This window comes from Paenibacillus sp. alder61 (assembly GCF_020179875.1).
GTDB classification, from domain to species: domain Bacteria; phylum Bacillota; class Bacilli; order Paenibacillales; family Paenibacillaceae; genus Fontibacillus; species Fontibacillus faecis.
The window spans coordinates 204,702-216,407 of the sequence record NZ_JAIUDG010000006.1 but is presented as its reverse complement, the minus strand read 5'-3'; the positions used below and the strand labels follow the sequence as shown (position 1 = coordinate 216,407).

General features: G+C 54.7%; 9 protein-coding genes. All 9 read right to left on the bottom strand.

Annotation, left to right across the window (positions count from 1 at the left end; all coding sequences use genetic code 11):
- Window positions 1-966: a phospho-N-acetylmuramoyl-pentapeptide-transferase gene (mraY, locus tag LBW89_RS08455; RefSeq protein ID WP_148451596.1), complete on the bottom strand. Its 966-nt coding sequence runs from the start codon at window positions 964-966 to the stop codon at window positions 1-3.
- Window positions 967-991: 25 nt separating this feature from the next.
- Window positions 992-2,389, bottom strand: a complete 1,398-nt coding sequence (locus LBW89_RS08450) for a UDP-N-acetylmuramoyl-tripeptide--D-alanyl-D-alanine ligase (protein ID WP_225038971.1) — start codon at window positions 2,387-2,389, stop codon at window positions 992-994.
- Window positions 2,389-3,879 (bottom strand): UDP-N-acetylmuramoyl-L-alanyl-D-glutamate--2,6-diaminopimelate ligase, encoded by a 1,491-nt coding sequence (locus LBW89_RS08445; protein ID WP_213506126.1) that lies wholly within the window; start codon window positions 3,877-3,879, stop codon window positions 2,389-2,391. The genes LBW89_RS08450 and LBW89_RS08445 overlap by 1 nt, the downstream gene beginning before the upstream one ends.
- A 65-nt stretch (window positions 3,880-3,944) precedes the next feature.
- Complete coding sequence (locus LBW89_RS08440; protein WP_225038950.1) at window positions 3,945-5,912, bottom strand: stage V sporulation protein D; 1,968 nt, start codon at window positions 5,910-5,912, stop codon at window positions 3,945-3,947.
- Between the two features lie 81 nt (window positions 5,913-5,993).
- The gene (locus LBW89_RS08435; protein ID WP_225038949.1) at window positions 5,994-8,282 is read right to left on the bottom strand and encodes a penicillin-binding transpeptidase domain-containing protein; all 2,289 of its coding nucleotides are present in this window, start codon (window positions 8,280-8,282) and stop codon (window positions 5,994-5,996) included.
- Between the two features lie 40 nt (window positions 8,283-8,322).
- Window positions 8,323-8,724, bottom strand: coding sequence for a hypothetical protein (locus LBW89_RS08430; protein WP_148451592.1), 402 nt, complete (start codon window positions 8,722-8,724; stop codon window positions 8,323-8,325).
- Window positions 8,725-9,699: a 16S rRNA (cytosine(1402)-N(4))-methyltransferase RsmH gene (rsmH, locus tag LBW89_RS08425; protein ID WP_225038948.1), complete on the bottom strand. Its 975-nt coding sequence runs from the start codon at window positions 9,697-9,699 to the stop codon at window positions 8,725-8,727. It lies immediately after the preceding gene.
- 53 nt (window positions 9,700-9,752) lie between these two features.
- On the bottom strand, window positions 9,753-10,184 hold the full coding sequence (gene mraZ, locus LBW89_RS08420; protein WP_213506341.1) for a division/cell wall cluster transcriptional repressor MraZ: 432 nt from the start codon (window positions 10,182-10,184) through the stop codon (window positions 9,753-9,755).
- Between the two features lie 247 nt (window positions 10,185-10,431).
- Window positions 10,432-11,697, bottom strand: coding sequence for an adenosylhomocysteinase (locus LBW89_RS08415; RefSeq protein ID WP_225038947.1), 1,266 nt, complete (start codon window positions 11,695-11,697; stop codon window positions 10,432-10,434).
- Between the last annotated feature and the right edge of the window lie 9 nt (window positions 11,698-11,706).

The following is an 11,706-nucleotide window of genomic DNA, read 5'->3' as shown; positions in this document are numbered from 1 at the left end:
CTACAGCCCCTTGTTCAAATAAAGTCCGATGCCCGCCAGCAGCAGGCCGACAGCCCAAAAGGTGACGACGACGCGCCACTCCGACCACCCCGAAAGTTCGAAATGATGATGGATCGGGCTCATTTTAAAAATTCGTTTGCCGCGCGTTTTGAAAGAAACGATCTGCAGAACGACGGATAACATTTCAATGACGAAGACCCCGCCGATAACGAGGAACAACAGCTCGCTCTTCGTAATAATCGCGATGGCTCCGATCGCACCCCCGATGCCGAGGGAACCCGTATCGCCCATAAATACCTTGGCCGGGTGCGCGTTAAAGACCAGAAACCCGAGAACGGCACCGATCATGGCCGCCGCGCAAACCGCCGCCGGAAGAGAAGTCGCCTGCATCGCAACGACCGCGTAAGCCCCCAGGGCGATCGCGCTTATCCCCGACAGCAAGCCGTCCAGGCCATCGGTAAAATTGACGGCATTGGTGATAGCGATCAGCATAAAAATGATAAACGGATAATAAAACCACGGGCCCCAGTCGAACGATAGGCCGGTCCCCGGAATGCCGATGGCCGTGCTGTGCCCTTCGGAAATCAAGAGCGCGCAAATAATGCCGGAAAACAGCAGCTGCCCGAACATTTTTTGGTTCGGCGTCAGTCCCAGCGATCGTTTAAACACGATTTTAATGTAATCGTCCAGAAACCCGACGAGCCCGAAGCCGAGCGTCGAGATCAACAAGACGTAGAAGTCGGTATTCACGACCGAAAACTTAAGAAAAGCGAGCGTGAACGCCAAAATGATGATAATGCCGCCCATGGTCGGCGTGCCGGCCTTTTTCTGGTGGCTTTGAGGCCCTTCGCCGCGGATCTGCTGCCCGAATTTCAAGCGCCGCAGAAGCGGAATCAGCAAAGGGGCCGAGATCACCGCTAATATAAAAGATACGCCAATCGTTAATAGTATGAGTCCAAAGTCCAATGGGATCACCCCCCTTTCGCCGGTTTTATCGATGAAGGCTGCTGGATTTGACCGCGTCGACGACTTCCTCCAGCTTCATGCCCCGGGACGCCTTGACCAGGAGGACATCCTGCGGATGCAGCCGGGAGATCAGCGCATCGATCAGCTCGTTTTTATCCTGATAGGAGAATATGCGTTCCTTATCCAAACGTTCCGCCGCTCCTTCGGCAATGGCCGCTCCGAGTTTGCCGTAGGTAAACAGCAAATCCGTTTTCCCGGGATCCAGAAACCTGCCGACTTCCCGGTGATACTCGACCTCATCCTCGCCAAGTTCAAGCATATCGCCGAGGACGGCGACTTTTTGCCGGTAGCCGCGCTTCTTCTCCAATACCCCGATCGCCGCTTTCACCGAAGCCGGACTGGCATTGTAAGCATCGTTCAGGATGGTGATCCCGCTGACGCCGCGAACGGTCTCGATGCGCATCCCCGTCAGTTCCACCCGCTTCAGCCCTTCGGCCAGCGCAGGTGCGGCCACGCCAAAGTATCTGGCTACAGTCAGCGCAGCCAACGCGTTCACGACGTTGTGTTCGCCGGGAAGCGGCAGTTCAAGAGGCGTGTCGCCGAGTGCGTGCGAGGTAAACACCGTCTTGTCCTCCAGGTGCATAATCCCGACCGGATAATCCGCGTTGTCGGGGGCGATTCCGAACGTCGAGAGCTTCAAATTGGCCGGTTTTGCCGTGGCCGGTTCCTCCAGAACCTGGGTAATCAAGGGTTCGTCCCCATTATAGACAAAAAGCCCTCCCTCTCTGAGCCCGGACAAAATCTCCAGCTTGGCACGGGCGATTTCCAGCCGGGAACCGAGCTGCAGCAGATGCGCCTCCCCGATGTTCGTGACGATGGCCGCTTCGGGTTCCGCGAGCTTGGACAGAAGCTCGATTTCATGCCGCCCGCTCATCCCCATTTCAAGCACGGCGATTTCCGTATCTTCCGGCATGGACAAGACCGTCAGCGGAAGCCCGATATGGTTATTGTAGTTGCCCTGCGTTTTATGAACCTTAAATGTCGTGGCCAGCAGCGAAAAAAGCAGATCCTTGGTCGTCGTCTTTCCGTTGCTCCCCGTAATCCCCACCACGCGGGCATGGCTGGCCGCCAAATAATGCTTGGCGAGGCGCTGAAGGGCTTCGAGCGTATCGTCAACGAGTACGCAAGGCCCCGGAGCTTCTCCGCGGGATTTCGACCAAAGCACCGCGCCGGCCCCTGCCTGAAGGCAGTCCTTGGCAAAATCATGTCCGTCAAACCGCTCGCCCGCTAACGGGATAAAGAGACAGCCCGGCGAGATGCGGCGGGAATCGGTGGTGACCCCTTCAATAAGTACATCGGCATCGCCGGGATTTCCTAATTGTCCGCCGGCCATCGCGGCGATGTCCGCTAATTTACGTTTAATCACTTGTTCAAACCCCTTATCGCTTCTTTGGCGACGATCCGGTCATCGAAATCGTGCACCTCTTTGCCGATCAATTGGTAGGTCTCATGGCCCTTCCCCGCAATCAATACTACATCTTCGGGGCTTGCCATTTCAATAGCCTTTTGAATCGCTTCGCGGCGGTCCACAATAAGCTCGTAGCGCTCACGCGGCACCCCGTCCTCTTCCAGCCCCGCCTCGATATCCTTCAGAATGAGTTCGGGATCTTCCGTCCGGGGATTATCGGAAGTCACGATGACATAGCCGGACAGACGAGCCGCGATTTTGCCCATGATCGGCCGCTTGGTCCGGTCCCGGTCGCCTCCGCAGCCGAACACGCAGATGACCCGTCCCTTGGCAAACTCGTTGACGGCGTTCAACACATTTTCAAGACCGTCCGGCGTATGCGCGTAGTCCACGATCACCGCAAAGGACTGCCCTTCGTCCACCGCTTCGACCCGTCCGTCCACACCCGGAATAGCTTCCAGGCTCGATTTGATGTCCTGCAGGGAAACCCCTTCGAGCAGGGCGGCCGTCATCGCCGCCAATGCGTTATACACATTGAACTTTCCTACCATCTTCAACGTGATATCGATATTTCCCAGGAAAGTATCCGCGTGAAAAGTTGTGCCTTTTGCGGTAATCCTGATATTTGAAGCCCTCACATCCGCCTCTTGATCCACGCCGTAGGTAACGATCTCCACCGCCGTCTGCTTGGCGAAATAGGCGGAAGCCGGATCGTCCGCATTAAGAACGGCGTAGCTGCGCTCCTCGGGGGAAGAAGCATAAGTATTGCCGAGGCGCGAGAAAAACAACCCTTTCGCCGCGCGGTATTCTTCCATGGATTTGTGATAGTCCAAATGATCCTGCGTCAAGTTGGTGAATACCGCCGTGCGGAATTTCGTTCCTTTGACCCGGCCTTGATCCAGCGCGTGCGAGGAAACCTCCATGACGCAGTAATCCGTATCGGCTTCGATCATCTCATGTAAATAACGCTGCAAATCCAGCGACTCCGGCGTCGTTCCGGACATCGGGAAGGTCTGCCCGGCATACCGGCGCTGGATGGTCCCGATCAAACCGGCTGATTTCCCTTGATCCTGCAAGATCCGTTCGATCAAATACGTCGTCGTCGTTTTTCCGTTCGTGCCGGTGACTCCGATCACTCTCATACGGGAGCTGGGGAAATCGAAGAACACATTACCCAGCACCGCCATTGCCACCCGGCTATCCTTGACCTTAAGCTGCGGCAGCGTGACATCGTCCAGCCAGCGCTGCACGACGAGCGCCGCAGCTCCCGCTTCCGCCGCCTTCTTCGCATAGTCATGACCGTCGACCGTATGGCCCGGCAGACAAATAAACAAATCTCCGGGCGATATTTTTCGCGAATCGATCGAGATTCCCCGGCATTCCGTTCCGGCATCGCCCCGGATTTCGCTTCCGATGATATAAGTCGCTAAATCTTTAAGCAGCATAAGTTACCCCTCCGTCAATTTCTGAACAACAACCCTATCCTTATTATTACCAAAACAGGCATTGTTCAGGATGATTCATCCTGATGGTCATGAAGACCGCCTTGCTCGGCGTCCTCCTCCGTACCCATATAAATTCGGATGGTCGATCCTTTGTCGACCCTCGTACCCGGCTTGGGCGCCTGGTTGATCACCACATTGCCCGCGCCCGATTTGGCCAGATTAAAATTCATATTGAGATCTTCATAAATTTCCTGAACCGTCCGCCCCATCAAATCGGGAACCGTGACAACCGGAGTTTCGCCGTATTTGTATTTCTTGGCGATCTGTTGCTGCCGGGGCGGAATCTGCATGTATTCGAGCGCATCCTTTAGAATATTCCTCACGATCGGAGCCGCCACAACGCCGCCGAACTGAATCCCCTGCGGATTGTCTACCGCGGTATAAACGACGATCTGCGGATCGTCCGCCGGCGCGAAGCCGATGAACGAGACGATATGCTCGTTTTGCGAATAGCGGCCGTTAATTACTTTCTGCGCGGTCCCCGTCTTTCCGCCGACCCGATACCCGTCGATAAAGGCGTTGCCGCCGGTTCCGTTCGCCACCACGCTCTCAAGCGCCTCGCGGACCTGCTTGGATGTTTGTTCGGAAATCACCTGTCGAACGAGCTGAGGTTCATTGGTGGACACCACTTCCCCCGTATCCGGGTTCGTCCAGGATTTCGCTACGAACGGCTTAAACAGCTTACCGCCGTTGATCGCCGCCGAGACCGCCGTAATCTGCTGGATCGGCGTGACCGATACCCCTTGGCCGAAAGAGGTCGTCGCGAGTTCGACCGGACCTACCCGGGACAGTTTGAACAAGATCCCGTTTTCTTCCCCCGCCAGGTCGATTCCCGTTTTTGAGCCAAATCCGAAATCCTTGATGTACTTAAACAAAGTTTCCTTCCCTAACCGTTGCCCGAGCGCGACGAATCCGGGATTACAGGAATTTTCCACGACCTGCAGGAAGGTTTGGCTGCCGTGGCCGCCTCTTTTCCAGCAGCGCAGCGAAGCGCCGCCTACCTTGACATAGCCCGGATCGAAGAACTGCTCATTGCGCAAGTCCACCTTCTTTTCTTCCAAAGCGGCCGATAAGGTAATGATTTTAAAAGTGGAACCGGGCTCATAGGTCATCCAGATCGGCAGATTCCGGTTGTACACCGCCGAATCCGCCTCTTGATATTTCGCGGGTTCGTATCCCGGTCTCGCCGCCATCGCCAGAATCTCTCCGGTCTTCGGGTTCATCGCGATCGACAGGGCCGAGTTGGCCTGATGCCGGGCCATCGCCTGGTCCAGTTCGCGCTCCATGATGCTTTGAATCGATTTGTCGATCGTCAGCGTCAGGCTCAGCCCATCCTTCGGCTCGACGTACTTCTCCGATGAGCCGGGCATCAGCCTGCCCCCCGCGTCCGACAAATACGAGACGCTGCCGTTCATCCCGTTCAGCTTGCTGTCATACATGCTTTCCACCCCGGTCAAGCCTTGATTGTAGCCGCCGGTGAACCCGAGAATATGGGCGGCGAGGCCCCCATAGGGATAGTACCTTTTATTGTCCTCGGCAACGACAATACCCGGAAGAGCCAAATCACGAATTTGCTGCGCTTTTTCCATCGTAATTTTGCGTCCGCCGGGCTGCAGCCTGACTATGGATTGTCTCTTGGTAATCGCCTTGAACACGGCTTCCTCGCTCATTCCGAGCAAAGGGGCCAGGCTTTTCGCCGTCGTTTCGGGCGATTTCACCTGCACCGGAATGGCCATCACGGTCGGCGTCGTAATATTATAAGCCAGCACCATACCGTTCCGGTCGGTGATTTCCCCCCGCTTCGCGGAATAAGGGATATTGCGGCGCCAGGAATCCTCCGCTTTGGCCGATAGCTCTTCCCCCTGGCCGAGCTGCACATATGCCAGCCGGATTACAAGAGCGGCGAACAGCAGACATAACAGCACAAGCAATATGAATAATCTTCGTCTGACCGTTACTTTGGATACTCTCATCACGATAGCCCCCTGTCCATCCCAAAACATGTGGTCGATCTCTTCACATGCATATTCAGGACAAACAGGGGTTAGAACAAGCTATGGGGTAGAATCCCCGTTCTGACCGGCGTTTTCTCCGCCTTCGCCGCCGTCCGCGGAAGAAGCATCCTTCCCGGAGTCCGAGTTCGAATTCGAGTCGGAGTCCGCCTCCGTATCCGTCTCCGATTCCGTCAGCGCCGGATCTTTCACCGGCGGCTCAAGGACGAGATGCACCTTTCGCCGGCCGTCTTCCTCGGAGGCCGTCTGGGACACCACGTACCCCTGCCCTTCGGCCGTCACGGCGACCTGAAGCGCCGAAAGCAGCTCCATCGCCTCCCTTAACGATTTTCCGCCAAGATTCGGAATCGCCATTTTCCGGCCTTCCTCGGTCAGCAGGTACATATACTGGCCCGCCTTCAGCGTGTTCCCCGCTTTCGGAAACTGGGACACAAGTTCCTTGCCTCCGCCCAGGGTGGCGTAGGAGATCCCTTTCTCCCCGAGTTTATTTTTCGCTTCCTGTAAGGAAAGCCCGGATAAATCCGGCGTCACCACCCCGCTGCTGACTTCCGTATCCGCCGGTTTTTTGGCCTTATCGTCCAGCTTCTTCGGCACGCCGAGATATTGCAGGGTTTTCGTCATGATCTTTTGGAATACCGGGGCCGCCGCGGCGCCGCCGCCGAGCTCCGAGTCTCTCGGCTCGTCGATGAGCACGAGCATGACGACTTTGGGGTCTTCCACCGGTGCGTAACCGATGAAGGAGACGACTTGCTTTGTATAATCGTATTTCCCGTTAACCGGCTTGACCGCGGTCCCCGTTTTACCGGCAACCCGGTAGCCTTCGATATAGGCATGGCGGCCGGTCCCGATTTTCCGGTCGGATACGACCTGCTCCAGAATTTCGCTGACTTCCTTCGCTTTTTCCGGGGTAAGAATTTGCCGCACAACCTTCGGGTCTGTCTTCACCGTTTCCCCCGTCTGCGGGTCCGTCTTCGCCTTGACGATATGCGGCTCCATCAGCTTCCCGCCGTTCGCCACCGCCGCCACCGCGGCGACCTGCTGCAACGGGGTGACGAGCAATTTGCCGTGGCCGTAAGCCATCGCCGCAAAATCCGCTTGCTGTTCCGGCGTTACAACCCCGGCCGCTTCACCGGGCAACTCGATCCCCGTCTTTTGGCCGAACCCGAAACTGTCTACGTATTGTTTCAGCCGCTCCGGACCGAGCATCTCATAACCCAGCTTAACGAACGCAACGTTACTGGACCGTTTAACCCCTTCCAAATAGCTGATAGGCCCCCATCCGGAACGTCTCAAGTCGTGGATGGTTTGCCCCGGAACGCGAATGCTTCCGGACATATATTTCGCCCCGGGATTAAACAGCCCTTCCTGAACGGCGCCCGCCAACGTCACGATTTTAAACGTGGAGCCCGGCTCGTACACCGACTTGATTGCATGGTTATAAAAGTTCTTTTGATCCACATCAGCCCAGTATTGATTCGGATCGTAAGTCGGCAAATTGGCCATGCCGAGAATATCCATCGTCTTCGGATCCGCGGCTATGACCGTCATACTGATCGGATTCAGTTGATTGAAAGCTTCCTTCATCGCTTCTTCGATATAATACTGTATTGTCCCGTCAATCGTCAGCTGGATGTTTTCTCCATTTTTAACGGGTTGGTAGATTTCGTTCGCTTTTGGAATCTCGATCCCTCGGCCATCGCTCTTGTATTGGAGCTTTCCGTCGACACCCCTCAGTTCCTCGTCATAAGCCGCTTCCAGGCCCGAAACCGCGTTTCCGTCCCGGTCCAGATATCCCAGCACATGTGCCGCCCGCTCTTTCTCAGGATAATACCGTTTTTGTTGCTTGATAAAATAAATGCCGGCATCTTCAATCTTGTGCTTTTCTTCCAGTTCTTTAGCAAAACCTTCGACTTTATCTTTGAGTTCCTGATCGATTTTCCAGCCTTCGTAGCGAATTTCCCGCTGCGAATAAAATGTCCCGTCCCCTTTCTTGGCGTTGACGATTTCCTCCAACTGGAGTTTGTCTTTGCCAAGCAGGTTGTGAAGCCCTTCCACCACTTCATTTTGCAAATTCAGCTTGTTGATCAGCCTGGGATTGATGGCCACGGTATAGGCGGGGGCATCGATAGCCAATACGTCCCCTTTCCGATCGGTGATGGTGCCGCGCGTGGCCGGAAGTATTTTCTCCTTTGACCAAAGTTCTTCGGCATGACTCTGCCAAAAACCGGCCTCCACGACCTGAATCCAGAACACTCTACCTATTAGAACAGTAAAAAAGAGGGTAATGCATCCCCCTATCAGCAGTGTCCGAAGTTTTATTCTCTTGATCATGGCAAAACCTCTTTGATTCTAAAATTTTTGTCCGGATCCGCTACTCCGCGGATCCGGATGCCTTCAAACCGAAAGGAACCTGAATATGGAATTCATTTTCCGCAGGCAAAACGTAACCGAGTTTAGCGGCTTCCTCCGGGATTTTCTCCTCCAGTTTTTCCTTCTGAACGGACATTTCCTTGACCTCTACCTGCATCGTCTGAATTTCCGCATTCAGATTGAAAATCTGCCGTTTGATATTATAGAGATTCGCGTTTTGCAGCAGCAGAGCGCCCATCACCGTGACGCAAAACATAATCGTCGCCAAATAAAGCAGCTTCTCTTTGACGGGAAGCGGCGCCCGCTTGGTAACGACCTTTGTGGTCTCACGGTAACGCTGGGACTGATGCCCGCGTTCCGCCGTTTTTTCTTTGACTGCCAAATTCCCCCGAGTATACGCCATTTACATGTCCTCCGCATTTGATTGCAATTTCTCCGCTACGCGCAATTTCGCCGAACGCGCCCGCGGGTTTTGTTCCAGTTCCTCCGCCGAAGGAACGAGCGGCTTTCGATTGACCAGTTTGAGCTGTCCCTTGCCGCCGCATACACACATGGGGAAATCAGGCGGACAGGTACATTTTTCAACGTAACTGGCAAAAATTTGCTTGCAAATCCGATCCTCCAACGAGTGAAATGTAATAACCGAAGCTCTCCCCTCGGGAGCGAGACAGCGGACCGCGGCGTGCAGCCCTTCCTCCAAAGCGCCCAATTCATCGTTCACCGCAATCCGCAGCGCCTGAAAACTGCGCTTCGCCGGATGGCCGCCGGTTCGGCGCGCCGCCGCGGGAATCCCTTCCTTGATTAACTCGACCAGCTCTCCGGTCGTTTCAACCGGCGCCTCCAGCCTTCGCTGCACTATAACCGAAGCGATTCGTCTGGAAAACTTCTCTTCGCCGTATTGGAACAAAATTTTTGCAATTTCGCGTTCCGGCCACTCATTGACAATCTCCCTGGCCGTAAGCGAGGCGGATTGATCCATGCGCATATCCAGCGGAGCGTCGGCATTATAGCTGAACCCCCGCTCTCCTTCGTCAAATTGGGGAGAGGATACGCCGAGGTCAAACAAAATACCGTCCACTTGAGGAATGCCGTCCTTCGTCGGAACGCCCCCCACCTCAAGCAGCTTCCGCTGCAAATGGCGGAAGTTGCTTTTGACCAAGGTCAGGCGTTCTCCGTAGGAGGCCAGGTGCTCCCTGGCGTTGTCCATAGCCCAATCATCCTGATCGAACGCGATCAATCTGCCGCGTTCCCCAAGCTGGGACAGGATAACGGAGCTATGCCCGCCTCCGCCTAAAGTGCAATCCACATAAATGCCGTCCGGCTTGACGCGCAGCCCTTCTGTCGCTTCTTTTTTAAGCACCGTGATGTGATGAAACAAGACTTACGCCTCCAGACTCTATCTTTCTTGGCAAATCAAAATCAAAATCAAAATCAAAAATCAAAATCAACCAGCTTCTCGGCAATTTCGTTAAAGGTGTCTTCGGATTGTTGGAAGTACTGCTCCCAAATATCCTTACTCCAAATTTCTACCCGGTTCGACACGCCCAATACGACGCAGTCCTTCTCCAGTTTGGCGTACTGCCGCAAATTGGCGGGCAAATTTACCCTTCCCTGTTTATCCCATTCGCATTCCGTCGCACCGGAGAAAAAAAACCGCGTAAACGCACGCGCATCCGATTTCATTAGCGGCAAGGCTTTAAGCTTTTGTTCCAGGACTTCCCATTCCTGCAGCGGATATACGAAAAGACACTGGTCCAGCCCGCGGGTGACGACGAAAGAAGTCCCAAGGAGGTCGCGAAACTTGGCCGGAATGATCATTCGGCCCTTCTCGTCAATGCTATGTTGGAATTCCCCCATAAACATTGGTTCACTCACTCCTTACCTCTTTCCCCCACTTTGCACCACTTTCCACCACTATGAATAGTACTTATTCTCCACCACGCCCAAAAATCCTTCTTCTTTGGAAACTTTTTTTGTTGGAAATTTAATCCGGCCAACGGTTGAAATACGCCTTAATGAACTAAAAAAGCGTGAGCTTAGAGGATCGATGGATCCACTCGCTCACGCTTCGATAAGCTGTTTCATTGTCTTGTTTTCGTACCGCGTTCTTTTAGTGCTCCTGCCAGCTGTCCAGATACGCACGCTGTTCTTCGGACAGCGTGTCGATGCCGAGCCCCAGGCTTTCCAGCTTGAAGCGGGCCACTTGCTCATCCAGCTCATAAGGAACATTGATGACGGTTTTGCCGATTTGCTCGTACTGTTCGTTCACGTACTTGAGCGACAACGCCTGTAAGGCGAACGTCATATCCATGATTTCCGCGGGATGGCCGTCTCCGGCCGCCAAGTTGACCAATCGTCCTTCGGCAAGCACGTACACTTTGCGCCCGTCCTTCAATTGATACTCCTCAATATTCCGGCGCACGGTACGGATCGAACTGGAGCGTTCCGCCAGCTCCGGTTTGTTCACTTCCACATCGAAATGGCCGGCGTTGGACAGGATCGCGCCGTCCTTCATCACGTCGTAATGTTCTCCGCGAATGACATCGCGATTTCCGGTCACAGTGACGAAGAAATCGCCGACTTTGGCCGCTTCCAGCATCGGCATGACATGGAAGCCGTCCATGTAAGCTTCCACCGCCTTGATCGCGTCCACTTCCGTGACAACGACGTTCGCGCCAAGCCCTTTGGCCCGCATCGCCACGCCTTTACCGCACCAACCGTAACCTACGACCACGACGGTTTTTCCCGCCACGACCAGGTTCGTCGTCCGGTTGATCCCGTCCCATACGGATTGCCCCGTCCCGTAACGGTTATCGAACAAGTATTTGCAGTACGCGTCGTTGACGGCCACCATCGGGAACTGCAGTTTTCCTTCCTTATCCATCGCTTTGAGCCGCAAAATCCCCGTCGTGGTTTCCTCCGCGCCACCGCGAATATGCTCAAGGAGGTCCGGGCGCTCCGAATGAAGAATCGTCACAAGGTCCCCGCCGTCGTCGATAATCAGATCCGGTTTCGTTTCGAGAGCCCGGACGAGCAGCGCTTTGTATTCCTCCGGCTCCGGATTGTACTTGGCAAACACCGTAACTCCGTCTTCCACCAATGCCGCACACACATCGTCCTGAGTGGAAAGCGGGTTGCTTCCGGTAATCGTCACCTCGGCACCGCCGGCTTTAACGACTTTCGCCAGGTAAGCCGTTTTGGCTTCCAGGTGAAGCGAGATCGTCACTTTCAATCCTTTAAAGGGCTGCTCCTTCTCAAATTGCTTGCGAATCCGTCCCAGTACAGGCATATGGGCCTCGACCCAGTCGATCTTCAAATGCCCTTCGGGGGCCAATTTCATATCGGCCACCACGCTGTTTTGAATAGCTGAACTCATCGATTTTCC

Excerpts from the sequence above, each read along its gene's own strand:
- LBW89_RS08445 (WP_213506126.1), bottom strand. The coding sequence starts at position 3,879 with ATGCTGCTTAAAGATTTAGCGACTTATATCATCGGAAGCGAAATCCGG.
- LBW89_RS08415 (WP_225038947.1), bottom strand. The coding sequence starts at position 11,697 with ATGAGTTCAGCTATTCAAAACAGCGTGGTGGCCGATATGAAATTGGCC.
- LBW89_RS08435 (WP_225038949.1), bottom strand. The coding sequence starts at position 8,282 with ATGATCAAGAGAATAAAACTTCGGACACTGCTGATAGGGGGATGCATT.
- LBW89_RS08440 (WP_225038950.1), bottom strand. The coding sequence starts at position 5,912 with ATGAGAGTATCCAAAGTAACGGTCAGACGAAGATTATTCATATTGCTT.
- LBW89_RS08430 (WP_148451592.1), bottom strand. The coding sequence starts at position 8,724 with ATGGCGTATACTCGGGGGAATTTGGCAGTCAAAGAAAAAACGGCGGAA.
- mraZ (WP_213506341.1), bottom strand. The coding sequence starts at position 10,184 with ATGTTTATGGGGGAATTCCAACATAGCATTGACGAGAAGGGCCGAATG.